Origin of the sequence: Salegentibacter salinarum (genome assembly GCF_900168115.1) — a bacterium.
Taxonomy (GTDB): Bacteria; Bacteroidota; Bacteroidia; order Flavobacteriales; family Flavobacteriaceae; genus Salegentibacter; species Salegentibacter salinarum.
Genome location: NZ_FUZC01000001.1, coordinates 1 through 24,183, shown reverse-complemented (window position 1 = coordinate 24,183; position 24,183 = coordinate 1). Strand labels below are relative to the sequence as shown.

Genomic DNA, 24,183 nt, shown 5'->3' with positions numbered 1-24,183 from the left:
CAAACTTCCAACGGAAATTTTTTTTAAGAAATTTAAGCCGGAATTTAAGAGAAACCAACTCCTTCGGCACCAGAAAATAGCAAAAAGTAAGCAGAAAATTCTGTATATTTAGGATAGGATGCGAAACTTGAACGGTTTAAGACCAATGGGTCTGCTAACTAACACTTTTAACCGTTTGAGTTAAGTCGAAAGATTTATGATGATTTTACTTTAAGCAATCTGGAAAATGGATACCACCCAATGACACTTTTTAATAAAAATTTAGATTGTCATTGATAGAGACCTTTAACGAGGTCTCTTTTTTTATGCTTATTTTAAACCCAATGAATTTAAGATTGTTAAATTTGCAAGACGATTTAAATTAAGATCAATGACAAAAATTCTTATAGTTGAAGATGATGTCCCGTTTGGGACTATGTTGAAAACATTTTTAATCAAGCGCGACTATGAGGTTGAATTGGTTTTTTCTGGCTTAGAAGCTTTTAAGAAACTTAAAGCTAATTTCTTTAACCTTATTCTTTCTGATGTAAGATTACCAGATACCAGTGGTCTGGATATTCTAAAACAAGTAAAATTAGAAAATGCCGGTACGCAGGTTATTATTATGACCAGTTATGCTGAAATTAGTATGGCGGTAGAGGCTATGAAAAATGGTGCTTTCGATTATGTTTCGAAACCTTTTAGACCGGAATCTATTTTACAAACAATTAAAAATGCTTTAACCCATACACAGGTTCAGCCCGTTGCTGAAAAAAGACCTGAAAAAACACAAAAATCTGTTTCCTCACAAGGTGCGAGTTTTGTGAAAGGTGTTAGTGAAGCTGCGCTAAAATTAAGTGATTATATAGAGTTAGTTGCGCCCACCAACATGTCGGTTTTAATTATGGGCGAAAGTGGAACCGGAAAAGAACAGGTTGCCAAAAGTATTCATAAACAAAGTAAACGTACTGATGCTCCATTTATCGCGGTAGATTGCGGTGCTATCCCAAGAGAACTGGCCTCCAGTGAATTTTTTGGTCATTTAAAAGGATCTTTCACCGGTGCTATAAATGATAAAACAGGGCATTTTGAAGCTGCAAATGGTGGTACTCTTTTTCTTGATGAAATTGGGAACCTAAGTTATGAACTTCAAGTACAATTATTACGTGCTTTGCAGGAGAGAAAAATAAAACCCGTAGGAAGTAATAATGAAATTCACGTGGATATTCGGGTAATTACAGCTACTAACGAAGATCTTGCGCAAGCGGTAAAAGATGGGGAATTCAGAGAGGATCTTTATCACAGATTGAATGAATTTTCCATAAAAGTTCCTGCTTTAAAAGAGCGAAAAGAAGATTTGATGCTTTTTGCAGAGTATTTTCTGGAAGAAGCCAATGCCGAATTGGAAAAAAATGTGATTGGTTTTACTGAAAGTGCCATTGAAGCTTTTAAAAACTATAACTGGCCGGGGAATCTTCGGGAGTTGAAGAATATGGTTAAACGTGCGGTATTGCTTACGCAAGAGGATATGATTCCTCTAAAAGTACTGCCTCACGAAATAGCGACCGCTACACAATCTAATACGGAAACCGAATACGGTTTGTTTAAAAATAAGAACGAAGAACAGCTTATTTTAGACGCTCTGGAGAAAGCCGGCGGAAATAAAAGTAAGGCGGCAAGATTGCTTTCTATAGATCGTAAAACGCTTTACAATAAGCTCAAACAATACGATATTAAACTTTAATTTCCTGCTCCAGTTCTTCCATTAAGTTTAAAATATCTGCTTTAAGCTGCTTAAATTCTTCTTTAGAAAAAACTTCGTGCTGTTCCAGTCTTTCAAATTGTTTTGCCTGGTGCAGTGCATTTATTTGCTTCAACATAGGTACCATTTTGTGAGCCAGGCGAGCTACCTCTTTAGCATCATTATCTTCTCTGGCAATGGCAATAAGTTCAATTTGTGATCTTGAACTTTCTATAAAAGCTTCTAAAATAGTTTGCACTGCTTTTTGATCTCCTGCAGAAAAATCATAAATATCCTGCAAATCATAAGTATTGTTGGTAGAATTCTGGAGGTTATTATTTACTTTTTGCTTCAGGTTAAGTTTAAATATTTCGGCAATACTTTGTTGTAATTTTCCGGGTTTATACGGTTTTAAAAGGCTTTTATTAAATCCCGCGAGTTTATAAGTTTCAGCATCAATATCAGTTCTGCCTGATAAAGCTATAACCGGTAATTGACTTACTTTATACTTTTTTCTGATATTTTTTATAAGGTCAAAACCATCCATTTCTGGCATTTGAATATCGGTTAAAACCAATGAATAATTGGTGTTCCCCAATTTTTTAAGCGCTTCCATTCCATTTAATGCAGTGTCACATTGCATTCCTATAGACTTAAGCAATTCCCGGGTTAAAGAAAGTTGCGATGGTTCATCGTCTACAATAAGTGCTGTCTTTCCCGTGAGATCTGGCAATTCTGCGATCCCGGATACTTCGGGGGCTTTTGCTGCTTCAACAGGCAGTTTTCTAACCGGAAGAAAAACTGTAAACTCGCTACCTTCTCCCGGTTCACTTTCCAGTTTCAAATCACCTTTTAGCAATTCGGTGAGGCTTTTTGTAATAGTAAGTCCCAATCCGGTGCCGCCATATGCCTTTTCAATTTTTGTATTTTCCTGGGAGAATTCTTCAAAAATCTCCTCTTGTTTTTCTTTTGAAATTCCAATCCCGGTATCTTTAACCGAAATAATTAGGCAACAACTATCTTCAATTTCTTTTTTAAGATGAATTCCCACTCTTATTTGTCCTTGGTGAGTAAATTTACAGGCATTGGTGATGAGGTTGGTGATAATTTGTTTTATCCTGAAGGGGTCACTAAGTACCTGGGTGTCGGTTTCTTCTGAAGCTTCAAAAATCACCTCAACATTTTCATTCTTTGTAGCCGGTAAAGAGTTGTAAACTGTGTCTTTTATAAGTTTCGCGGGGTTAAATGGTAGTTTTTCAATAGTCATTTTACCTGCTTCCAACTTAGAAAGATCCAGTAAATCGTTCACTAAATGAAGTATAAAATTAGAGGATTTCTTCACCTGATCCATATAATGCGACTGCTTGGTATTTAGTGAAGATTTTTCAATAAGATCTGTATAGCCAATAAGCGTGTTTAGAGGAGACCGTAAATCGTGAGTAATTGCAGCCATAAATTGCTCTCGTTTCTTCAGTAAGCTTTCAGCAAAATCCTTGGCTTCTTCTAATTCTCTTCTGTATTGCTGACTTTTAGTAATATCCTGAATTATAAAAATAAGGGAAAGTAAGATAATTAAGAAACTCACAATTCCCGCTATAAGAAAGATTTGCGAACTTTCTTCAATCATATTTTGAGAGACTTTAGCGCGCTGTATAGATGCTTCGCGTTCTTCATGCTCAATTTTTCCCAACAAACGCCTTAGTTGCTGGTTAATAATCATATCGTTTTCAAGAAATTTCTGTTCCTTTTCGTCTACTGTATTTTGAAATCTTCTATTAGCAACTTCCAACTGGCTTAAAACATTTCTTACCGAACCAATTATAGAATCGGCGGTGCGGTTGGTGAGTTGTTCGGCATTATCTTCACGGGAATATTCCAGCAAACTAATTAATAATCTGCGCTGGTGCGGTTCCAGGTTAGAGAAACGTTGCTGGTAATTATAATCGTTAAAAGAAGGGTCTATTTTTCTAAGTTCATTTAAAACCTGTGAATAATAATTTTGGTTACGTTGTTGTTCCCTTAATTCATAAAGTTCCTGGAGGTTAGTAGTTTTATCAGAAAGTAATTCAGCAATACTGTCTAATTCATTTTTCATAGAATTATCAGCATAACTACTTTTTAAATTTTGTATATCAAGTTGAATACTATCAATCTGAAGTTGATATTTATCCAAATCGGCTTCATTTCCGGTTTGTATAAGCTGCCTGCTTAAATTTTCGGTTTCATAAAGGCTGGTGGTAATATCACTTAGCAGAAATAACTGCTCGTTATTACTGCTGTTATTTTCTGAAACTTCACTAAAAGCAACCACCTGTTTCCATACAAACCACACGGCAATAGCAGCCAGAGCGGCTATCAGGAGATATCCGCCAATCACTTTATAAGTTATTGACTGCTTTGTATTTTGCATAAAATTGTTGCAACCAAAATTACACCATTTAAACGAAATGAAATAAAATTATGGGATTTCCATAAAAGCGTTATACATTTGCCGCAAATCTCAAAGGGGTGCCACTTAAGTGTGGCTGAGATCATACCCAAAGAACCTGGGCAGGTAATGCTGCCAAGGGACACGCGCAAATAGCGCAAACGTATGTTACTCCTGAAAATGCCAAGACATCGGTGGGCAATTTCAGGATTTTTTTTATCTAATTTTAACCAAAGAATAATAGCCCCTTTTATTCGTAAATAATTTATTACGAATGAAATCTTTATTATTTTTTACCGGCCTCTGCCTAATTTCTTTGCAAGCCGTTGCACAAACCCACACTTTACAGGGCACAGTAACCCGTGGTGAAACCCCGGTAGAAGGAGTTGCCGTTTACGCCGTAGAACCTGCCGATGGCACTACTACCGACGAGAATGGTAGGTACAGTCTTCAACTTGAAGAAGGCGATTATAACCTGGTGTTTTCTTACGGGAATCAAAAAACCATACAAGTAAACCTTGATCAGGATAAAACCCTGGATGTAGATCTTAGTGATGTACAGGAAGTTCTGGACGAGGTTTTTCTTTCTTCGGTAAGGGTAAGTGCAAAATCGCCAATTACCTACAGTAATCTTACTAACGAAGAAATTGAAGATAGAAACCTAGGTCAGGATATTCCGGTGTTAATGAATTATATGCCAAACGTGGTTACTACTAGTGATGCGGGAGCAGGAGTTGGTTATACCGGGATTAGGGTAAGAGGTAGCGGCCCCACCAGTACAAATGTTACTATAAACGGAATTCCTTATAACGATGCAGAAAGTCTTGGAACTTTTTGGGTTAATCTTGGAGATTTTGCCTCTTCGGTAGAAAACCTGCAATTGCAACGTGGTGTAGGAACTTCAACAAATGGGGGAGGAGCTTTTGGTGCCAGTTTAAACATTTTAACCGATGGTTACAGCGAAGAAGCCAATGCCGAAGTAGCCAATAGTTATGGTTCTTTTAATACCCATAAGCATACGGTTAAATTTAGTACAGGCCTTATAGACGATCATTGGGAATTTGCCGGCCGTGCTTCCCAGATAAAAAGCGACGGGTATATAGATCGGGCCAGTAGTGATTTAAAGTCTTATTTTCTACAAGGAACTTATGTAGACGAAAACACTTTAGTGAAAGCCATTACGTTTGGCGGAAGTGAAAGAACTTACCAGGCATGGTATGGAATTGATTCTACAACCCTAGCCAATGACAGGACTTATAATCCCGCCGGAGTTTATACCGATGAAGAAGGGAATACTAAATTCTACGATAATCAAACCGATAATTACAAACAGGACCATTATCAATTATTGTGGAACCAGGAGTATAACAAGAACTGGTCTTCAAACATTGCATTTCATTATACTTACGGACGCGGTTATTACGAAGAATATGAAGAGGATGCTACTTTAAATGAATTTGGGCTGGAGAATTTTCAGGCCGAAGGTGAAGAAGTAACCACTTCAGATCTTGTTGGAACCAAATGGCTGGATAATCATTTCTACGGAAGCGTTTTCAGCTTGAATTATCAGGATCAGGATTGGGATGTGATTGTTGGAGGTGGCTGGAACCGATATATTGGAGATCATTTTGGAGATGTGATTTACACACGATTTGCCAGGAATAACGATCCCTATGAGCCTTATTACGAGAATACAGGTGCTAAAACCGATTTTAATTTCTACGGAAAAGCAACTTATGCAGTTTCAGAAAAACTGGCGGCTTATTTAGACCTTCAGGTAAGAACCATAGATTATGAAACCGTAGGAATGTTATCTGAAGGAACTGAATTTCTGGTAGATGATTCATTTACTTTCTTTAATCCTAAAGCCGGATTAACCTATGCTTTAAATGATCAAAATCAATTCTATTTTTCCTACGCCCGTGCTAATAGGGAACCACGACGTAGCGATTACGAAAACGGAGAGCCGGAACACGAAGAATTAAACGATTTTGAATTAGGATGGCGCCATAATACACCATCAGTTCAATTAAACACCAACCTTTATTATATGGGTTATCAAAACCAGTTGGTGCTAACCGGTGGAATAGATGATGTAGGTGCGTTTATTCGTGAAAATAGTGGAAATAGCTATCGTTTAGGTCTGGAAATAGATGCGGTAATTAGACTTTCAGAAAAAGTATTTGTGAGACCAAACCTGGCTTTAAGCCGAAATAAAAATGTAGATTTTGTCTCTACCTGGGATGGCGAACTGGTCGATTTTGGGGATACCGATATCTCTTTTTCACCATCTATAGTAGGAGGAAACCGAATTACCTACCTTCCTGTAGAAGGATTAGAATTAAGTTTGCTTTCAAAATATGTAGGAGAACAGTATATGAGCAATATTGAAACTGAAAACTCTAAGCTGGACGCCTATTTTGTGAACGATTTTAATATTCAGTATACCTGGAGAAATGCACCTTTATTTAAAGAAGTTGTTTTCACAGGTTTGGTAAATAATATCCTGGGAGAAGAATATGTGTCCAACGGATATTACTATACTTTTAATGTAGAAAACCCTGATAACACTACAGGTTTACAAACCCTGGATGGCGCAGGATATTATCCGCAAGCCACCACAAACTTTTTAGCCGGAATTACCTTGAAGTTTTAATTTGTTTGTCGCCTCTCTCTTCCTTTTTAATAGGAAGGGGGAGGTTTTTTTAATTATAAACTTCTATCATATTGCCGCGGCGTTCAATTCGGTAAGGTTTCATTGCATATTCGCCCTCCCCTTCAAGCAATTCGCCGGTAATAATATTATAAGAATTTGCATCTTCGCAGTTACAGGTAGCGGTAACACCTTCTACCGTCATCGCAGAACAATTACTCGGCGGGTGATTGGGATCACTTAGTTCAAAGGCCGTGTATTGCGAGTTATTAATGTTGTAAACAACAACTCCTCTTATACCTTCATTGTAAGTAACAAAACTATTTCCGGGAAATTGAAGATCATTATATTCAGGGAAATCCAGGTTTAGTTGAAGTCTAAAATTCAAATCTATTAGATTCGGGTTATTAAGGTCATTGTCATCATTGGTGGAGCAAGCGCTAATAATTACTGAAAATAGAAGCAAAAAAAGAGTTTTTTTCATGATATCGGCAATTTTTTCGCTAAATATTATTATTGTTTTCAAGGCGTAAATTTATTATATTTGTTAAACAAATCCCGTCGTGCTATGGGATTTTTTCTATTTATATAAACGATGAAGTTATGAGCAAAGTATCTTATTATACTGAAGAGGGATTAAAAAAGTTGAGGGATGAACTTAATCAGCTACGTGATGTAGAACGGCCAAAGGCTTCAGAAGCTATTGCCGAAGCCCGTGATAAAGGAGATTTAAGTGAAAATGCAGAATATGATGCTGCCAAGGAAGCTCAGGGTCTCCTCGAAATGAAGATCTCAAAATTAGAAGAAGTAGTTGCGAATGCCAGAGTTATAGACGAATCTCAATTAGATACTTCTAAAGTTCTTGTACATTCCCACGTGAGGATAAAAAACCAAACTAGTGGTGCCGAAGTAAAATATAAGCTGGTAGCCCAAAGTGAAGCCGATTTAAAAACGGGTAAAATCTCGGTAGATTCTCCTATAGGTAAAGGATTACTGGGAAAAGAAGTGGGAGATACCGCAGAAATTGATGTGCCCAGCGGTAAGATGAAATTTGAAATTTTAGAGATCTGGAGAGAGTAAGTTTCCGGTATTTAACAGTTTGTAAAATCCTTTTCCAATACCTTTAACTAAGGTTCTGTGAAAAGGATTTTATATTTATATACTAACCAATTCAAAAATATTATGGCCAGTTTATTTACTAAAATAGTTCAGGGAGAAGTGCCTGCTTACAAAATCGCAGAAGATAGCCAGTTTTTAGCTTTTTTAGATGTTAACCCAAATTCGAAAGGACATACCTTATGTATTCCGAAGAAAGAAGTGGATAAAATCTTCGATTTGGAGGAAGAAATGTACCAGGAACTAATGCGTTTTTCCCGAAAAGTAGCAATCGCTTTAGAAAAGACGGTTGACTGTAAGAGGGTGGGAATGGCCGTAGTAGGTCTTGAAGTTCCGCACGTTCACGTACATCTTATTCCGCTGAATTCTATGAGTGATATGGATTTCTCTAAAAGTGTAAAAATGAAAGATGAAGAATTGAAGAAACTGGCAGAATCTATTCACGTTAACCTTTAATGGGAACCGAAGCTTATAAACTGCAGCTCAAGCTTAGAATAGACTGGAGCGATTTAGATATGTATAAGCATGTAAACAATATTTCGTTTATGCGCTATATGCAGTCGGGTCGTGTGAATTTCTGGGAAGCTTCAGGTATTTACAAGATGTATGAAAATACCAATATGGGAACAATGTTGGTTTCTACACATTGCGATTTTAAAAAGTCGTTGTATTATCCCGGGAAGGCAATAGTAAAAACCAAAATAGATTTTATTAAAAATTCCAGTTTCGGATTAAAACATCTTATTTTAAATGAGGCGAATGAGGTTTGCGCTGAAGGTAAAGATGTAGTGGTTTGTTATGATTTTGAAAAAGATAAAACCTTCAGAATACCTGAAGATTTAAGGGAGCAGCTTTCTAAGTTCTAAACTTTCCGTAGGGAAATTTTAAAAGTTGTTCCCTTTTTTATTTCGCTTTCGGCTACTTTTATTCTTCCGTGGTGGTAACCTTCAATAATTCGTTTTGCTAAGGACAAGCCCAGGCCCCAGCCTCGTCTTTTGGTGGTATGCCCAGGCTCAAAAACGAGCTTAAATTTACTTTTATCAAGCCCTTTTCCCGTGTCTTTTATAAAGATATGTGCCCATTTTTGTTCCTCTTTTATTTGAATATGTAATTTTCCCTTTCCGCGCATTGCATCTATGGCATTTTTCACCAGGTTTTCTATGGTCCAGCTGTAAAGTTGTGAATTTAACATTACCGGGATATACCCTTTAGGAACATCAATAGAAAATTCAATAAGTCGTGAGCTTCTAGTTTTTAAATAATCGAAACTGTTTTGAGTTGCTTCAATAATATTTGTTTTTTCCAGAATTGGAGACGAACCTATTTTAGAAAAACGCTCGGTGATGGTTTCAAGACGGTTAATGTCTTTTTCCATTTCCACGAGATAAGACTCCTTTACATTCTCCTGTTTTAAAATCTCAGTCCAGCCTATAAGTGACGATAAGGGCGTGCCAATTTGGTGCGCTGTTTCTTTCGCCATTCCGGCCCAGAGTTTATTTTGTTCGCTGTTTTTGGTGGTGGTGTAGAAGAAATAAACAACCCCAATAAACAGAAAACCTATAAGTACCAGCCCAACGGGATAATACTTAAGACTATTTAAAACCGGCGAATTTCCGTAATAAATATATTGTTGCTCTCCATTTCCCAGATTTATAATTATGGGAGCATTTTCTTCTTTTAAACTTTCAAGAAGTTGTTCAGCTTGCTTTTCGTTTTCTAATTTATCGGGATCAATATTAGTGGTGTAGGCAATATCTCCATCGGTATCGGTATGGATTATTGGGATGGTGGTATTATTATTTAAAATTTCAAGAATAAGATCAAGATCGGCATCTGCAGGTGGCGGATCGCGGTCTAAAGCTTCCTGTGCCTTGGCCCAAATGTTCATCTTAGCCCGTTCATCTTGTTTTAAACGCTGAAAAAAGATGCTGGTATTCCATAAAACAAGGCCTACTACTATAAAACACGAAATAATAATAAACCAGCGATTAAAAGTGCGTTCGTCTGTGAAGTTCATACAGGCCTTTGAGCTTTAAAGGATTTAAAGATAAGCGTTTTTAAACTAATTTTATTGCGTGCCCCGGCTTTTCATTCCCTATTGGTTTCGTTACCTTTGCTAAAAATTAAGTATGCTTACAATAGATCCTAAAGAGGTGAGCACCGGCAAGCTTCATCGTTATTTGCTTGGTGCCATTGGGCCCAGGCCTATCGCTTTTGCTAGTACAGTAGATACTGAAGGCCGTCCAAATTTATCGCCTTTCAGCTTTTTTAATGTTTTTGGATCTAATCCGCCTACCTTAATTTTCTCCCCGTCGAGAAGAGGTCGGGATAATACGGTTAAGCATACCTACACCAATGTTAAAAATGTTGATGAGGTAGTGATCAATATTGTAAATTACGATATTGTTCAGCAAATGTCACTTTCCAGTACCGAATATGCCGAAGGTGTAAATGAGTTTGAAAAAGCAGGTTTTACAATGCTAAAATCTGATCTAATAAAACCATTTCGGGTGGCTGAATCGCCGGTACAGTTTGAATGTAAAGTGAAACAAGTAATTGAAACGGGCCAGGAAGGTGGAGCCGGAAACCTTGTAATTTGTGAAGTTCTTAAAATGCATATTAATGAAAGCATTTTAGATGAAGACGGATTTATAGATCAGCATAAAATAGATCAGGTGGCCAGAATGGGCGGTAACTGGTATACGCGGGCGAATATGGGAATGTTCGAGGTGCCAAAGCCGCTTTCCAATTTAGGGATCGGTATAGATGCCATTCCTGCGGAAATTAGGGAAAGTAAAACCTTAACCGGAAATGATCTTGGTAAATTGGGGAATGTTGAAGCGCTGCCAAAAGATGAGGAAGTTGCAAGCTTTATTGATGAAAATAAAGATTTAAGCGAATTAGTAAAATTAAATAACAAAAGAGATATTCATACCCGGGCACAATTGTTTTTGGAGAAAAATAATACCGATGCTGCCTGGAAATTATTATTAGCAAAAACAGATTAAGATGGAAGTACAAGGTAAGATTAAGTTAATAGGAGAAACCAAGACCTTTGGAAATAATGGTTTTAGAAAGAGAGAAGTAGTGGTAACTACAGAGGAGCAATATCCGCAACATATTATGATAGAATTTGTTCAGGATAAAACAGATTTGCTTAATAACTTTCAGGTAGGACAGCCGGTAAAAGTTGGAATTAATCTTAGAGGTAGAGAGTGGGTAAGTCCGCAAGGTGAAACTAAATATTTTAACTCTATCCAGGGTTGGAGAATAGAAAATTTACAAGCAGACCCGTCGGCAGGTGGGGAAAATGTACCGCCGCCAGATAATTTTGAGCCTGCAAACAACTTAAACGAAGAAGATTACGACGATCTTCCATTCTAGAGAATCCTTACCGGATTTAGAAATAATTTCGTTTCATATTATAAAAAGCTTAGCATCCTATTAAGAGGGCTAAGCTTTTTCTTTTTGTACTTTTCTTATTTATCCAAAATCCCTACAATTGCATTATTTACAACATAACGAAAAATTCCCACCCATTTCTGAAGCCGATGATCAGGGACTATTGGCTATTGGGGGAGATTTGAGTATTCCACGTTTAATTTATGCTTATAACCACGGTATTTTTCCCTGGTATGACGATTCTCAGCCCGTACTTTGGTGGAGTCCGGATCCCAGGATGGTGCTCTTTCCTGAGAAATTAAAAGTTTCCAAGAGTATGAAGCAATTATTTAAAAAAGAAGCTTTTACAGTAACTTTTGATGAAGATTTTGAAGGAGTTATAGAAGCTTGCGCAGAAATTCGTAGGGAAGGCCAACATGGAACCTGGATAACTCCAGAGATAATTAAAAGTTACAGAGAATTACACGAATTTAATATTGCTCGGTCTGTAGAGGTTTGGCAGGAGGATAAATTGGTGGGCGGACTTTACGGAATTTATCTGAAAGAACAACAGGTGTTTTGCGGGGAAAGTATGTTTACCACGGTTAGCAATGCATCTAAATACGGCTTTATTACCCTTGTTGATCAGTTAAAAGATGAAGGTGTCAAGCTTATAGATTGCCAGGTGTATACCAAACATTTAGAAAGCCTCGGGGCTGAAGAAATTTCGAGAGCCAGATTTCTAAAGTATTTAGAAGTTCCTTTTGAAGATTAAAATTAAGAGAGTTTTTTAACTTCTTTATACCTGAAACAAGTTACTTCGTGATCATTTACCATTCCTGTTGCCTGCATATGAGCATACATTACGGTAGAACCTACAAACTTAAATCCCTTTTTCTTTAAATCTTTGCTTAGTTTATCACTAATAGCAGTTGTCGCAGGAGATTTTTTGTAGTTTTTTACCTCGTTTTGAATTGGCTCACCGTCTACAAAACTCCAGATATACTTGCTAAAAGTCCCATATTCTTCCTGAATTTTTATAAAATTTTGAGCGTTGGTTACTGTAGCTCTTACTTTTAATTTATTACGAATTATTCCCGGGTTTTCAAGTAATTCCTGAATTTTTTCTTCGGAATATTTAGCGATTTTTTTGTAGTCAAAATCATCAAAAGCTTTTTTGAAATTTTCTCGTTTTCGCAACACCGTAATCCAGCTTAGCCCCGCCTGAAACGTTTCCAGGATTAGAAATTCAAAGATAGTTTCCTCATCATAAACAGGAACGCCCCATTCGTTATCGTGATATGCTTCGTAAAGTGCATCGCCTTCACACCAGCCGCAACGTTGTAATTTTGCCATTATTTTAAGGTTTAAAATTGTAAGTAATGGTGCCGGGTTGTTCGTTTCGGCCTGCCAGCTGTGAAAATACGGCATCAGAGGAATATTCTAATGCATTTTCAATTAGACATTCGTTATCTGAAGTTGAACTTGCTTTATTAATTCCGGTTTCAATTACACGGCCTTCAGCGTTTACAGTGATATTCACTACAATTTTTCCGGCCCTGTCGCAGGTATAAATAGGATTCGGAATGGAGATGGCATTTCTTCCGCGCAGTGAAAATGAAATAGAACTGTTTCTTAAACTTCCCGATTGAGTGGAGATATTTTCAGAAGAATTATCGCCATCAGATTGCTTTTTGGTTTCAGATTTATTAGCGGTAGGAACAGTGCCTTGTGTAGCACTTTCACTTTCTGAACTTTCTTCCTGTTGTGCACTATTCTGTTCTAAAATTTCATCTAACTCCCTATTAAAATTTTCTTCCCGCGCTTCCTGATTTTCATTAAATGCCCTATGCGTTTCGGGAGAATTTTCGTTGGTTTGCGTTTCAGGTTCTTCCGAAATTTCTTCTTCCTCCTCCTCCGTTTGGGTATATTCCTCTAAATCTACCAACATTTCCTGCTGGTACTTTTGTTTCTGGGAAAGGCTAAAATTATAAAGACCAAGAATTAAAACCGAACAAAAAAGTACGGTAATTATGAGGGCTTTATGTTTATCGAAAAAATCCATGCTTTAAAATAAAACGTATAATGTTCTATTTTATGCTGAAGGTAGCAATTTTTCAAAAGATTGGAGGTCTAAAGCTTCGTCTATAGTAAATTCGCCAACGCGCGTTCTTTTAAGAGAAGAAAGGTAGGCACCGGAACCCAGTGCGATTCCAAAATCGTTGGCCACACTTCTTATATAGGTGCCTTTGCTGCAAACTATTCTAAAATCTACTTCAGGAAACCTGGGAGCTTCAACTTCGAATTCGTGGATGGTAACAGGTCTGCTCTCTAATTTTACGTCTTCTCCTTTCCTGGCGTATTCATATAGCCGTTTTCCATCTTTTTTTAATGCAGAAAATACCGGCGGGGTTTGTTCAATTTCTCCAGTAAGCTGAAGCGCGGCGCCATCTAAATCTTCATCAGCAATATGCGCTGTGTCGTAGGTTTTATCTACTTCAGTTTCCATATCGTAAGATGGGGTAGTGGCGCCCAGGGTGAAAGTCCCTGTATATTCTTTTTCGGTTCCTTGCAGCTCGGCAATCTTTTTAGTGAATTTCCCCGTGCATATTACCAAAACTCCGGTCGCCAATGGGTCTAAAGTACCGGCGTGTCCTACTTTTATTTTTTTTATTCCGCAGCTTTTTCTAATTAACCAACGCACCTTGTTAACCAACTGAAAGGATGTCCACTCCAATGGCTTATCAAAAACCAGGATCTGGCCGGTTTTAAAATCTTCAGGAGTGAATTTTTTAATTTCTGTGGTCATAAAAGTTTATTTGGTTTCTCCCTAGAAAAGTAATTTCAAGGAAAATTTAATTATAATAAGCAACCGCTATGGAAACTATTCCAGCGATAAAGCAGTAAATAGCAAAATAAGAGAGCTTACTCTTTTTTACAATACTAATCATCCAGGTACAGGCAGCAAGTCCGGCAAGGAAAGAGGCAATAAAACCAATGGCTAAGATAGAGAAAGAAGTTGTGCTTTCCATTAAATTGCCATCTAAAAGATCTTTGGCTATTTTTCCTAAAATTAAAGGAACAACCATTAAAAATGAAAATCTTGCCGCTTTGGTTTTATCGTTTCCTAATAATACTGAAGTAGAAATTGTAGCTCCGCTACGGGAAATTCCGGGTAAAATTGCGATAGCCTGGGCTACTCCAATAACAAAAGCATTGCTGTAACTTACAGGTTTATCGGTATTTTTGGCTTTATCAGCCAGCCATAATAGTAGGGCTGTGACGATAAGCATAAAACCTACAAAAATAATATTTCCGCCAAAGAGACCTTCCAATTGTTCTTCGAAGAAAACCCCAATAATAGCAGCGGGAATCATGGAAAGAATAATTTTCAATGAAAATTTAAATTCATCGTTCCATTTAAATTGAAATAAGCCATTAAAAATTTCTGCTACATCTTTTCTAAAAACCACAATGGTACTCAAGGCCGTTGCAGCGTGGAGAATAACTGTAAAAAGTAGGGATTCACTGGGAATGCTATTATCTCCCAGCAGGGCTTTACCAAGTTCCAGGTGGCCACTGGAAGAAACAGGTAGAAATTCGGTTAGCCCCTGGATTATCCCCAGAATGGCAGCATCTAATTCGTTCAATGTAGGTTACTTTTTGGGATTTAATAAAATGGCATAAACTTCTATTGCGAAACCAAGAAGTACTAAAGTTGGAGCCAGGCGAATACGCTGAAAATTATAAATATCTGGATTAAAAGTATTGGGATCGTCACTGCCACCACCGGCCATTAGAATAAAACCTAAAGCTATTACCGCCAGCCCAATAAACATAAACTGGTAATTCTTCTTTTCAAAAATGAAGTATTTTTTATGATCTGTGGGTTGCTGTTTTTTACTCATAGTAAGCGATAAAGTGTAAAGCGTGTATTTTAATTTCCAGGTTAAAGGTTCAAAATTAACTAATTTAAGTCGAAACAGTAGTATGGAAATAATTAAAAATAAAATAATAAAAAAGCCATACGGTAGGGCGTATGGCTTTAATCTTTAACGGCTTAAAATTTTAAGCAGCGTGGTAGATGTTGTAGTGGTTCAGGATTTCCTGGTAGAAATCCATGCTTTTTTCGTCTTTTTTTAGACAGGATTTTAGAAAACGTTCTAAGTCCTGGCATTCAAAGGTAATTCCTGTGTATTTACGTTTACCAACCGGTATTTTTAAATCTACCGTTTGTTCCTTATAATTTATTTTTACATTTTTTGCATCAAAATATTTCTTGATAATAGCTCGATGCATAAGGTTATAATTTGAATTCTCTTCAGAATCAAAATTATAAATACTGTAAGAAATCAGGTTCTTTACCTCATCTAATGTAGTGTTTGGGTTAGTATTATTATTCATAGGTGTTGGTATTTATAGGTGTTAGCGCTCGCTAAATTACACTATGATTTCCTTTTCTTTGTTAAAAAAGTTCTAATAATCCTATGATTAGCAAATATTTAACGACTAAATAATCTTTTTGTATTTTTTTTAAACTTATAAGACATTTTCACGAGAGAAAATTACTACAGCTAGTTTGAGGGTATTCCCTTATACCGATGAAAACAAGATTTCCGTATCTAATTAATCTCTAATTCCAGGGGGGGATGAAGGTATCGGTATTTATTATCTAAACAGGAAGCATTTATAAATTTTGTTCCGCCTACTCTAGTAATTCCATAAGAATCGTGGACGTGACCAAAAATATGGAATTCGATTTCACGATTTTCTATGGTTTTAAAAAGCGAAGCGCAGCCAATATGCCTTCCATTATTCAAAACATCCTTAATCTTGTAGGGAGGTGTGTGTGAGATAAGCACTTTAGTATCTTCGGGAATTTTTTCCCAGTGCGCATCTATTTCCTGGGGCGGTTTCTGGTTAAAAGCCCAGGTGCCATCGCCTGGAGTTACCGGTGACCCCCAAAATTTAATTCCGTTAATCGTAATTTCGCTTTCCTTTAAATAATGAATATTCTCTGGAATAATTTCCTGAATTTCTTCTTCGCTAAATTTCTCAAAATAGAAATCGTGATTTCCGGCGATAAAAATTTTGTACTCATGGGGTTGCGCGGCAAACCAGTTTAGAAAATCTACCACTTCCCTTTTAGTGCCCCCTTCGGTAATATCTCCCGCGTGAATTAAAACATCTCCCCCGGGAATAGGAATTTGTTGGTGCTTATTGTGAGTGTCTGAAATGCAAATTAGCTTCATATGTAACGGCAAAATATAAAAAAATCCGAAAGAACGAATTCTTCGGATTTTACGCTTTCAAAACTTTGACCTTTATTTTTCTTCAGCTTCTTCTTCCTCCGAAGAAATAAAGTCCTTATCTATTGGTAGTAATTTATTGGTTATTTTAGTTACAGAAAATGCAACAATTACGGCAGTAACTGCAAAAAATAGAAATTTAATAAGAAGACTGTCACTTAGCGCAAAACTGTATACCGCAAGAAAAATTTCTACGGTAATAAATACTATTTTTATACTAAGCTTAAGAATCATAATTTCTATTAGATTATGAGGCAAATATACAATCAAAAACCATTGAAAATTTGATACTTATAGGCTTTTGCTAAAATTTAACGCAAAGAAAACTTTGGGGTTAATTTTTTAAGTTAAAAACTCTTAAACAGTGAGGCTAAGTGTTTTGAAATTGTAAATTTCGGTCATAAAAAATGCGAATTTGAAGAAAAAATCCAAATTATTCCTGAGTTTTATTGTTATTCTTATTGTTTTAGCTATCGCTATTATTGGCGGCAATATGTTTATTGAAAGCAAAATGGAAACCGCGCTGGAAGAAAATCTTAAAAAGGCCGAATTTAAATATGAAGACCTTAATGCGAGCCTGTTGGGCAGAAGTGTATCAATTAGTAATCCCGTTTATAAAAAGAACGGAATGCAAATTAATGCGGAAGAAATTAAACTCGACGGGATTGATATTTTTGAATATTTAAGTAATAATAATATTGAGATTCGCACCTTAAAACTCACTAAACCTGAAGTGGCAATTTATACTGAAGCTGAAAAAGAAAAAGATACTTCAGAAGGAGAAAATTCTACTGAAATAGACCTTTTGATTAAATCGGTTGAGGTAGTTGATGGGGATTTTAAAATGGCTAAAAGCGATTCGGTTAAAGAGCAGCTTTTAGTCAACATTCCATCCCTTAATTTAAAAGACGTTAGTGTAGACCAGAAATCTTTAAAAAACGGACTTCCGTTTAATTATAAGGATTTACAGATGACTTCAGACAGTTTGTTTTTCAATCTCAACGATTTGCATGATATGTATGTTGAAAAGATGGAAATGAAAGGGAGCTCTCTTGTCTTCAGCAACATTAAAATGAAACCACTTTACGATAAGCAGGAATTTCAAAAACATATTCCTTATGAAAAAGACAGGTTTGATTTAAGTCTGGGAGAATTGACTCTCCAATCTTTTAACTGGAGTTTCAAAAACGATTCGCTTAGCATTGAAAGTGAAAATACGGAAATTACCAATGGCGATATTAAAATATATCGCGATAAACAAGTGAAGGACGATCCGCGGCAAAAACCTATGTACAGTAAAATGATAAGGGAATTGCCTTTTAAGCTAAAAGTGGATACGCTCAAGGTTGATAATCTTGCAATACAATATGAAGAGCTGGTTAAGCCAAAAAGAGGCCCTGGGAAAGTAACTTTTAAGAATCTTAACGCCAGTATTTATAATATTAGTAATGTGAACATGGACGCTGAAGATTTCCCCAGAACAGATATTGATGTGCAAACCCAGTTTATGGGGGAAGCAAGTCTTAATGTAAACTGGAATTTTGATATTTCAAATAAAGCTGATGTATTCTCAATTTCCGGGCAAATGGATAAGATTTCCAGCGAAGGAATTAACCAGTTTATGGAGCCGGCTTTAAACGTGAAAGCTGAAGGTGGAATTAGAGATATGCGATTTAATTTTACAGGAAACAATCAGAATTCTTCCGGTGATATGAAACTGGTTTATAAAGATTTTAAAGTAGAAGTGCTTCAGAGTGACGGAGAAGAGGAGAATAAGTTGTTTTCTGCCATAGCAAACCTTTTTATAAATAACGATGCTACTTCTGCAGAAAAAGAACAGAAAGATATACAAACCGAACGCACTCAAAATAAATCTTTCTGGAATTACCTTTGGAAAAATGTAAGAAATGGCGCTCTAAAATCCTTTCTTTAAATTTTGAAAGTCACAACCGGCATGTTGGCGTGATTTACTAAATCTTCACTAATACTACCGTTAAAAAAATGAGCCAGACCTTTGCGTCCATGGGTGCTAATACCAATCAAAGCTTTTTTCTGTTTCATAGCGAAATTTAAAATTCCCTTTTCTACACTAACATCATTATAAATATGCATTTTGTAATCGTGTATATTAAAACCTGAAACAAAATTCTCTATACGCTCTCGTACTTCGGTGCTGGTAATAAAGTTATTAGGGGTGTTTATAAAAAGTATGTGAAATTTTGCATCTAATAATTTCGCAAAATTGTAAGCTTTCTCCAGGGTGTGTTTATTGCTGGCATCGGCATCTGTGGCGAAAATAAAATTCTCCACTTCAAAATTCTCATGTTCATTTTTAATTACAAGGACGGGAATATGGGATGAACGCACCACTTTTTCGGTATTACTGCCAATAAACATTTCTTTAAAACCACTGGCGCCGTGAGAGCCCATGATAATTATATCGCAATTATATTCTTCGCTTACTTCCATAATTCCGTCAAAGGCCTGGTGGAACATTACAGTTTCATGAACTTTAATATCTTTTAAAAAAGGTCTTTCCATAAGTTTGGCAAACCGCTGGTGAGCCAGTTTCATAAAGAAAATAGATTCAGGTAAATTTTGGCTATTGCCCCCGGCTACAGGATCTATAAGCTGCAAAGGTAGCTCCAGCATATGTAGAAGATAGATCTCACTATTATGTTTTTTAGCTAATTGCGCAGCAATTTTGAGTGCGTATTCAGCGGTATCAGAAAAGTCGGTTGGAACGAGTATCTTTTTCATTAATTCCTCTAAAAGATTAAAAATGATTGCTTTATTAAAGTTAAGAATAAAATTTCATTTAAAGTCTGGTTTTCTTTCTCTGAAATTATTATTATATTTGCAGCGTTGAAACTAAAAAAGTACAGCGAGGGGACATAAAGTCCCCTCTTTTTATAAGCTATGTTGCAGGATAAAGTAGAAAATTTGTTGAAGGAAGCTTTCCAGGAAAATAATTCACTATTTTTAATAGACCTAAACATTACCAACGACAACAAGATTTCTGTTGTGATAGATGGTGATAGCGGGGTTTCTGTTAACGATTGTATTGCGGTAAGTCGCAAAATTGAACACAATCTAGACAGGGAAGAAGAAGATTTTTCTTTGGAGGTTAGTTCGGCTGGAGTTTCTGAGCCTTTACGCCTGGAGCGGCAATACAGGAAAAACCTGGGTAGAAAACTACAGGTGACTACTAATAACGAAAAAATTGAAGCAACTTTAACCGAAGTAGATCAGGACGGGATTAAGCTAAACTGGAAAGCCAGGGAGCCAAAACCGGTAGGAAAAGGAAAGCATACTGTAGAAAAAGAAGCGGTATTGCCATATTCTGAGATTACAGACGCTAAAGTTATGATAACATTTTAACCTCAAATTGATATGGAAAATATCGCCTTGATTGAGTCATTTTCAGAGTTTAAAGATGACAAATTGATAGATCGTGTAACGCTTATGGCCATCCTTGAGGATGTGTTTAGAAGTGCGTTAAAGAAGAAATATGGTGAAGACGATAATTTTGATATTATTGTAAACCCAGATAAGGGAGATTTAGAAATTTGGAGAAACCGGGTTGTTGTGGCCGATGGTGAGGTAGAAGATCCTAACCAGGAAATTTCTCTTACTGAAGCCAGAAAAATTGAACCTGATTTTGAAGTTGGTGAAGATGTATCAGAAGAAGTAAAACTTGTAGATTTGGGGCGTCGTGCTATTTTGGCTTTAAGACAAAATCTTATATCAAAAATTCACGAACATGATAACACCAATATTTTCAAGCACTTTAAGGAGCTTGAAGGCGAAATTTATACCGCAGAAGTTCATCATATTAGGCACAGGGCAATTATTTTGTTAGACGACGAAGGCAACGAGATCGTTTTACCAAAGGACCGCCAGATTCCTTCAGATTTTTTCAGAAAAGGAGATAACGTAAAAGGAATAATTGAGAGTGTAGAGCTTAAAGGAAATAAGCCTACGATTATTCTTTCACGTACCGCTCCGGTTTTTCTTGAAAAACTGTTTGAACAGGAGATTCCTGAAGTTTTTGATGGTTTAATTACTATTCAAAAAGTGGTTCGTGTTCCTGGTGAGAAAGCTAAAGTAGCGGTAGATACTTATGATGATAGAATTGATCCTGTTGGTGCCTGTGTAGGTATGAAAGGTTCAAGAATTCATAGTATTGTTCGTGAATTGGGGAATGAGAATATAGATGTGATTAATTTCACCAATAACGACCAGTTATATATTACCAGGGCGTTGAGTCCTGCAAAAATTACATCTATTAAATTAGATGAAGAAAATAAAACGGCCGAGGTTATGCTGAAGCCGGAAGAAGTTTCTAAAGCAATTGGCCGTGGAGGTCATAATATTAGGCTTGCCGGGCAATTAACCGGTTACGAAATTGATGTTTTCAGAGAAGGTGTTGAAGAAGATGTAGAATTAAAAGAATTCTCTGATGAAATTGAAGATTGGGTGATTAAGGAATTTTCAAGAGTTGGACTGGACACTGCAAAAAGTGTTTTGGAACAGGAATTGGAAGACCTTATTAGGCTTACCGATTTAGAAGAAGAAACCATTCGCGAAGTAGTGAAGGTTTTAAGAGAAGAATTTGAAGAGTAGTAAAAGACTCATTGAATATATAATAATTAAAAGAGGTTAATTTAGAGGGCAATTTATGGCTGAAGCAAAAACAATGCGACTAAACAAAGTATTACGTGAATTCAATATTTCGTTAGATCGGGCTGTAGAATTTTTAAATTCTAAGGGTCACGATATTGAGGCGCGTCCTACTACCAAAATCTCATCCGAAGTTTATCAGGTGCTTTCTGATGAATTTGAGACCGACAAGTCTAAAAAAGTCGAGTCTAAAGAGGTTGGTGAAGAAAAAAGAAAGGAGAAGGAAGAATTGCGTTTAGCAAGGGAAAGAGAGCTTGAAGAAAAGCGCAAAGTCGAGGAGAAGAAAGAGGATGAGAAGCGCAAGGAAGAGGCAGTTACTGCCAGAGCTAAATTAGCCGGTCCTAAAAAAGTAGGTAAAATAGATCTGGATAAAAAGCCAGAGAAAAAAGCCGAAAAAGAAGAGGAGCAACCAGCGCCAGCCGAATCTAAGCAGCCAGAAGAAGCTAAAAAGCCTGAAGCCGAAAAAGAAAAGCCTGAATCTCAAAAACCTGCAGAAGAAGCACCTTCTAAAGAAGAGAAAGAGCCTGAAGAAGTTTCTAAGAAAGAGGAAACTCCTTCAGAAAAAGAAGAGGAGCCCAAAGATCCTGAGTCAATGACTCATAAAACTAATTATACCAAGCTTAACGGCCCTAACTTTACTGGAAAGAAAATTGACCTTTCTCAATTTAAAAAGCCGGAAAAGAAGAAAGACGAGAAGAAAGCTGCCGACGAGAAGAAGGAGAAAGAGAAACGTAAGAAGCGTCGTCGTAGAATTAGTAAAGATGTGAAGCCGGGTGCTTCAAATCAGGGTCCTAAAAAAGGAGGAGCTGCGAGAAAAAGAGCTAAACCTATTACTAAAGAAGAGCCTAGCGAAGAAGAAGTTCAAAAGCAGGTTAGAGAGACCCTTGAAAAACTTCAGGGTAAATCTGGTAAAGGTAAAGGAGCTAAATATAGAAGAGATAAGAGAGATCAACACCGTCAACGATCAGAAGATGATCTTGCGCAGCAGGAAACTGATAGTAAAATCCTTAAGGTTACAGAATTTGTAACTGTAAGTGAGGTTGCTACAATGATGGATGTGCCGGTAACGAAAGTAATTTCTGCCTGTATGTCTCTGGGAATGATGGTGACGATGAATCAGCGTTTAGATGCTGAAACACTTTCTATTGTTGCAGATGAATTTGGTTACGAAGTAGATTTTGTAACTGCAGACATTGAAGAAACAGTAGAAGAAGTTCCTGAAAATCCTGAAGATCTTGAAGACAGAGCGCCAATTGTAACGGTAATGGGTCACGTAGACCACGGTAAAACATCTTTACTGGATTATATTCGTAAAGAGAATGTAATTGCCGGTGAGAGTGGTGGTATTACCCAGCATATTGGAGCTTATAGCGTAAAGCTTAAGAATGGTGAAAAAATGACCTTCCTTGATACTCCTGGTCACGAAGCCTTTACGGCGATGCGTGCTCGTGGAGCTCAGGTAACAGATATCGCGATTATTGTAATCGCTGCAGATGATGATGTGATGCCACAAACCAAAGAGGCTATTTCTCACGCCCAGGCTGCCGGTGTACCAATTGTATTTGCGATTAATAAATCTGATTTGCCAACCGCAAATCCAGAAAAGATTAAAGAGAAACTTGCAGGAATGAACCTGTTGGTAGAAGACTGGGGTGGTAAAGTTCAGTCGCACGATATTTCAGCTAAAACAGGATTAGGAGTTGAAGAACTTCTGGAGAAAGTTTTACTGGAATCTGAAATTCTTGAATTAAAAGCCAATCCTTCTAAAGTAGCTACGGGAACAGTTGTGGAAGCCTTCCTTGATAAAGGTAGAGGTTATATCGCGACTATCCTTGTGCAAACCGGAACTCTTAAAATTGGAGATTACGTATTAGCGGGACGCCATAGTGGTAAGGTAAAGGCAATGCACGACGAAAGAGGGCACGAGGTTAAAGAAGCAGGACCGGCAACTCCGGTTTCAATTCTTGGTCTTGACGGTGCGCCACAAGCGGGTGATAAATTTAAGGTAATGACAGATGAGCGTGAAGCCAAGGATATTGCGGCTAAACGAACTCAGTTACAACGTGAGCAGAGTGTTAGAACTCAACGCCACATTACCCTGGATGAAATTGGACGTAGAATTGCTTTAGGTGACTTTAAAGAACTTAATATTATTCTTAAAGGTGATGTTGATGGTTCGGTAGAAGCATTAACCGATAGTTTCCTTAAATTATCTACTGAAGAAATTCAGGTGAATATAATTCACAAAGGAGTGGGAGCCATTACAGAAAGTGATGTGTTACTAGCTTCGGCTTCAGATGCGGTAATTATTGGATTTAACGTTCGTCCTGCAGGAAATGCAAGACAGGTAGCCGATAAAGAAGAAATTGATATCAGAACTTATTCTATTATCTATGATGCGATCAACGATCTTAAAGATGCGATGGAAGGAATGCTTTCACCGGAGCTTAAAGAAGAAATCACTGGTACTGCAGAGATAAGAGAAACCTTTAAGATTTCTAAAGTTGGAACCATTGCAGGTTGTATGGTTACTTCTGGTAAGATCTATAGAAGTTCTGGAATACGTTTAATCCGCGAAGGCGTTGTGGTTTATACCGGCGAACTTGCTTCACTGAAACGTTTTAAAGACGATGTGAAAGAAGTTGCCAAAGGTTACGATTGTGGTATCCAGGTAAAGAATTACAACGATATTAAAGAAGGGGATGTTATAGAGTCTTTCCGTGAAGTAGAAGTGAAAAAGAAACTTAAGTAGTAATTAAGTTTCCTGTTAAATACAAAAAAAGCGGCTTTAGGGCCGCTTTTTTTTATGGTGTGCCGTGCATGGCATATCACTTGACGGTGCAAGTCCGTTATGGGGGTTTATAGCTACCTATCATTAGCCAAAGGCAAGGGT

Annotated in this window: 24 protein-coding genes; 12 read left to right on the top strand and 12 right to left on the bottom strand. The window is 37.0% G+C overall.

What is annotated here, in order from left to right:
• Positions 1 to 370 precede the first annotated feature (370 nt).
• The gene (locus B5X53_RS00120) at positions 371 to 1,723 is read left to right on the top strand and encodes a sigma-54-dependent transcriptional regulator (protein WP_079711199.1); all 1,353 of its coding nucleotides are present in this window, start codon (positions 371 to 373) and stop codon (positions 1,721 to 1,723) included.
• Here B5X53_RS00120 and B5X53_RS00115 read toward each other — a convergent pair.
• Positions 1,713 to 4,130 carry a hybrid sensor histidine kinase/response regulator gene (locus B5X53_RS00115; protein WP_232764008.1) on the bottom strand — a complete coding sequence of 806 codons (2,418 nt, stop codon included), beginning with the start codon at positions 4,128 to 4,130 and terminating at the stop codon, positions 1,713 to 1,715. The two genes, B5X53_RS00120 and B5X53_RS00115, sit on opposite strands and share 11 nt — an antisense overlap.
• A gap of 292 nt (positions 4,131 to 4,422) precedes the next feature.
• Between B5X53_RS00115 and B5X53_RS00110 the strand changes: the two genes are divergently transcribed.
• Positions 4,423 to 6,804, top strand: coding sequence for a TonB-dependent receptor (locus B5X53_RS00110; protein WP_079711198.1), 2,382 nt, complete (start codon positions 4,423 to 4,425; stop codon positions 6,802 to 6,804).
• Positions 6,805 to 6,853: 49 nt separating this feature from the next.
• Here the strand turns inward: B5X53_RS00110 and B5X53_RS00105 are convergent, their stop codons facing one another.
• Positions 6,854 to 7,285: a Rieske (2Fe-2S) protein gene (locus tag B5X53_RS00105; protein WP_079711701.1), complete on the bottom strand. Its 432-nt coding sequence runs from the start codon at positions 7,283 to 7,285 to the stop codon at positions 6,854 to 6,856.
• Between the two features lie 119 nt (positions 7,286 to 7,404).
• On the opposite strand from B5X53_RS00105, the gene greA reads away from it, so the two are divergent.
• The 3 genes from greA (at position 7,405) to B5X53_RS00090 (ending at position 8,783) form a co-directional block, all read left to right on the top strand.
• Positions 7,405 to 7,881 carry a transcription elongation factor GreA gene (gene greA / locus B5X53_RS00100; RefSeq protein WP_079711700.1) on the top strand — a complete coding sequence of 159 codons (477 nt, stop codon included), beginning with the start codon at positions 7,405 to 7,407 and terminating at the stop codon, positions 7,879 to 7,881.
• Between the two features lie 102 nt (positions 7,882 to 7,983).
• Positions 7,984 to 8,373 (top strand): HIT family protein, encoded by a 390-nt coding sequence (locus B5X53_RS00095; protein WP_079711197.1) that lies wholly within the window; start codon positions 7,984 to 7,986, stop codon positions 8,371 to 8,373.
• A complete protein-coding gene (locus B5X53_RS00090; protein WP_079711196.1) occupies positions 8,373 to 8,783 on the top strand; it encodes an acyl-CoA thioesterase in 411 nt (136 codons plus the stop codon). The genes B5X53_RS00095 and B5X53_RS00090 overlap by 1 nt, the downstream gene beginning before the upstream one ends.
• Here B5X53_RS00090 and B5X53_RS00085 read toward each other — a convergent pair.
• Positions 8,780 to 9,934, bottom strand: coding sequence for a sensor histidine kinase (locus tag B5X53_RS00085; RefSeq protein WP_079711195.1), 1,155 nt, complete (start codon positions 9,932 to 9,934; stop codon positions 8,780 to 8,782). The two genes, B5X53_RS00090 and B5X53_RS00085, sit on opposite strands and share 4 nt — an antisense overlap.
• A 112-nt stretch (positions 9,935 to 10,046) precedes the next feature.
• Here B5X53_RS00085 and B5X53_RS00080 point away from each other — a divergent pair, with 112 nt between their 5' ends.
• From B5X53_RS00080 to aat, 3 genes are all read left to right on the top strand, one after another.
• Positions 10,047 to 10,925: a flavin reductase family protein gene (locus B5X53_RS00080; RefSeq protein ID WP_079711194.1), complete on the top strand. Its 879-nt coding sequence runs from the start codon at positions 10,047 to 10,049 to the stop codon at positions 10,923 to 10,925.
• A gap of 1 nt (position 10,926) precedes the next feature.
• The gene (locus tag B5X53_RS00075) at positions 10,927 to 11,301 is read left to right on the top strand and encodes a DUF3127 domain-containing protein (protein ID WP_079711193.1); all 375 of its coding nucleotides are present in this window, start codon (positions 10,927 to 10,929) and stop codon (positions 11,299 to 11,301) included.
• Between the two features lie 118 nt (positions 11,302 to 11,419).
• Positions 11,420 to 12,073 (top strand): leucyl/phenylalanyl-tRNA--protein transferase, encoded by a 654-nt coding sequence (aat, locus tag B5X53_RS00070; RefSeq protein WP_079711192.1) that lies wholly within the window; start codon positions 11,420 to 11,422, stop codon positions 12,071 to 12,073.
• A gap of 2 nt (positions 12,074 to 12,075) precedes the next feature.
• Here the strand turns inward: aat and B5X53_RS00065 are convergent, their stop codons facing one another.
• From B5X53_RS00065 to B5X53_RS00030, 8 genes are all read right to left on the bottom strand, one after another.
• Positions 12,076 to 12,654, bottom strand: a complete 579-nt coding sequence (locus B5X53_RS00065; RefSeq protein WP_079711191.1) for a DNA-3-methyladenine glycosylase I — start codon at positions 12,652 to 12,654, stop codon at positions 12,076 to 12,078.
• Between the two features lie 4 nt (positions 12,655 to 12,658).
• Entirely contained in the window at positions 12,659 to 13,363 is a 705-nt protein-coding gene (locus tag B5X53_RS00060; protein WP_079711190.1) for a hypothetical protein, read from the bottom strand.
• A 30-nt stretch (positions 13,364 to 13,393) separates the two neighbouring features.
• Entirely contained in the window at positions 13,394 to 14,107 is a 714-nt protein-coding gene (gene truB / locus B5X53_RS00055; protein WP_079711189.1) for a tRNA pseudouridine(55) synthase TruB, read from the bottom strand.
• 46 nt (positions 14,108 to 14,153) lie between these two features.
• Positions 14,154 to 14,948 carry an undecaprenyl-diphosphate phosphatase gene (locus B5X53_RS00050; protein ID WP_079711188.1) on the bottom strand — a complete coding sequence of 265 codons (795 nt, stop codon included), beginning with the start codon at positions 14,946 to 14,948 and terminating at the stop codon, positions 14,154 to 14,156.
• A 6-nt stretch (positions 14,949 to 14,954) separates the two neighbouring features.
• Entirely contained in the window at positions 14,955 to 15,206 is a 252-nt protein-coding gene (locus tag B5X53_RS00045; RefSeq protein ID WP_079711187.1) for a DUF3098 domain-containing protein, read from the bottom strand.
• A 160-nt stretch (positions 15,207 to 15,366) separates the two neighbouring features.
• Positions 15,367 to 15,702: a hypothetical protein gene (locus tag B5X53_RS00040; protein ID WP_075325632.1), complete on the bottom strand. Its 336-nt coding sequence runs from the start codon at positions 15,700 to 15,702 to the stop codon at positions 15,367 to 15,369.
• A gap of 218 nt (positions 15,703 to 15,920) precedes the next feature.
• Entirely contained in the window at positions 15,921 to 16,550 is a 630-nt protein-coding gene (locus B5X53_RS00035; RefSeq protein WP_079711186.1) for a metallophosphatase domain-containing protein, read from the bottom strand.
• 72 nt (positions 16,551 to 16,622) lie between these two features.
• Positions 16,623 to 16,841, bottom strand: a complete 219-nt coding sequence (locus tag B5X53_RS00030) for a hypothetical protein (protein ID WP_079711185.1) — start codon at positions 16,839 to 16,841, stop codon at positions 16,623 to 16,625.
• 181 nt (positions 16,842 to 17,022) lie between these two features.
• Between B5X53_RS00030 and B5X53_RS00025 the strand changes: the two genes are divergently transcribed.
• On the top strand, positions 17,023 to 18,540 hold the full coding sequence (locus B5X53_RS00025; protein WP_079711184.1) for a hypothetical protein: 1,518 nt from the start codon (positions 17,023 to 17,025) through the stop codon (positions 18,538 to 18,540).
• Here B5X53_RS00025 and B5X53_RS00020 read toward each other — a convergent pair.
• Entirely contained in the window at positions 18,537 to 19,367 is an 831-nt protein-coding gene (locus B5X53_RS00020) for a universal stress protein (RefSeq protein ID WP_079711183.1), read from the bottom strand. The two genes, B5X53_RS00025 and B5X53_RS00020, sit on opposite strands and share 4 nt — an antisense overlap.
• Positions 19,368 to 19,526: 159 nt before the next feature.
• Between B5X53_RS00020 and rimP the strand changes: the two genes are divergently transcribed.
• From rimP to infB, 3 genes are read left to right on the top strand one after another with little or no spacing between them, the layout of a single operon-like run.
• On the top strand, positions 19,527 to 19,988 hold the full coding sequence (gene rimP, locus B5X53_RS00015; RefSeq protein ID WP_079711182.1) for a ribosome assembly cofactor RimP: 462 nt from the start codon (positions 19,527 to 19,529) through the stop codon (positions 19,986 to 19,988).
• 12 nt (positions 19,989 to 20,000) lie between these two features.
• Positions 20,001 to 21,233: a transcription termination factor NusA gene (gene nusA, locus B5X53_RS00010; protein ID WP_079711181.1), complete on the top strand. Its 1,233-nt coding sequence runs from the start codon at positions 20,001 to 20,003 to the stop codon at positions 21,231 to 21,233.
• Between the two features lie 55 nt (positions 21,234 to 21,288).
• Entirely contained in the window at positions 21,289 to 24,042 is a 2,754-nt protein-coding gene (gene infB / locus B5X53_RS00005) for a translation initiation factor IF-2 (protein WP_079711180.1), read from the top strand.
• The last annotated feature ends 141 nt before the right edge of the window (positions 24,043 to 24,183 follow it).

Excerpts from the sequence above, each read along its gene's own strand:
- B5X53_RS00120 (WP_079711199.1), top strand. The coding sequence starts at position 371 with ATGACAAAAATTCTTATAGTTGAAGATGATGTCCCGTTTGGGACTATG.
- B5X53_RS00115 (WP_232764008.1), bottom strand. The coding sequence starts at position 4,130 with ATGCAAAATACAAAGCAGTCAATAACTTATAAAGTGATTGGCGGATAT.
- B5X53_RS00110 (WP_079711198.1), top strand. The coding sequence starts at position 4,423 with ATGAAATCTTTATTATTTTTTACCGGCCTCTGCCTAATTTCTTTGCAA.
- B5X53_RS00105 (WP_079711701.1), bottom strand. The coding sequence starts at position 7,285 with ATGAAAAAAACTCTTTTTTTGCTTCTATTTTCAGTAATTATTAGCGCT.
- greA (WP_079711700.1), top strand. The coding sequence starts at position 7,405 with ATGAGCAAAGTATCTTATTATACTGAAGAGGGATTAAAAAAGTTGAGG.
- B5X53_RS00095 (WP_079711197.1), top strand. The coding sequence starts at position 7,984 with ATGGCCAGTTTATTTACTAAAATAGTTCAGGGAGAAGTGCCTGCTTAC.
- B5X53_RS00090 (WP_079711196.1), top strand. The coding sequence starts at position 8,373 with ATGGGAACCGAAGCTTATAAACTGCAGCTCAAGCTTAGAATAGACTGG.
- B5X53_RS00085 (WP_079711195.1), bottom strand. The coding sequence starts at position 9,934 with ATGAACTTCACAGACGAACGCACTTTTAATCGCTGGTTTATTATTATT.
- B5X53_RS00080 (WP_079711194.1), top strand. The coding sequence starts at position 10,047 with ATGCTTACAATAGATCCTAAAGAGGTGAGCACCGGCAAGCTTCATCGT.
- B5X53_RS00075 (WP_079711193.1), top strand. The coding sequence starts at position 10,927 with ATGGAAGTACAAGGTAAGATTAAGTTAATAGGAGAAACCAAGACCTTT.
- B5X53_RS00065 (WP_079711191.1), bottom strand. The coding sequence starts at position 12,654 with ATGGCAAAATTACAACGTTGCGGCTGGTGTGAAGGCGATGCACTTTAC.
- B5X53_RS00060 (WP_079711190.1), bottom strand. The coding sequence starts at position 13,363 with ATGGATTTTTTCGATAAACATAAAGCCCTCATAATTACCGTACTTTTT.
- truB (WP_079711189.1), bottom strand. The coding sequence starts at position 14,107 with ATGACCACAGAAATTAAAAAATTCACTCCTGAAGATTTTAAAACCGGC.
- B5X53_RS00045 (WP_079711187.1), bottom strand. The coding sequence starts at position 15,206 with ATGAGTAAAAAACAGCAACCCACAGATCATAAAAAATACTTCATTTTT.
- B5X53_RS00040 (WP_075325632.1), bottom strand. The coding sequence starts at position 15,702 with ATGAATAATAATACTAACCCAAACACTACATTAGATGAGGTAAAGAAC.
- B5X53_RS00035 (WP_079711186.1), bottom strand. The coding sequence starts at position 16,550 with ATGAAGCTAATTTGCATTTCAGACACTCACAATAAGCACCAACAAATT.
- B5X53_RS00030 (WP_079711185.1), bottom strand. The coding sequence starts at position 16,841 with ATGATTCTTAAGCTTAGTATAAAAATAGTATTTATTACCGTAGAAATT.
- B5X53_RS00020 (WP_079711183.1), bottom strand. The coding sequence starts at position 19,367 with ATGAAAAAGATACTCGTTCCAACCGACTTTTCTGATACCGCTGAATAC.
- rimP (WP_079711182.1), top strand. The coding sequence starts at position 19,527 with ATGTTGCAGGATAAAGTAGAAAATTTGTTGAAGGAAGCTTTCCAGGAA.
- nusA (WP_079711181.1), top strand. The coding sequence starts at position 20,001 with ATGGAAAATATCGCCTTGATTGAGTCATTTTCAGAGTTTAAAGATGAC.
- infB (WP_079711180.1), top strand. The coding sequence starts at position 21,289 with ATGGCTGAAGCAAAAACAATGCGACTAAACAAAGTATTACGTGAATTC.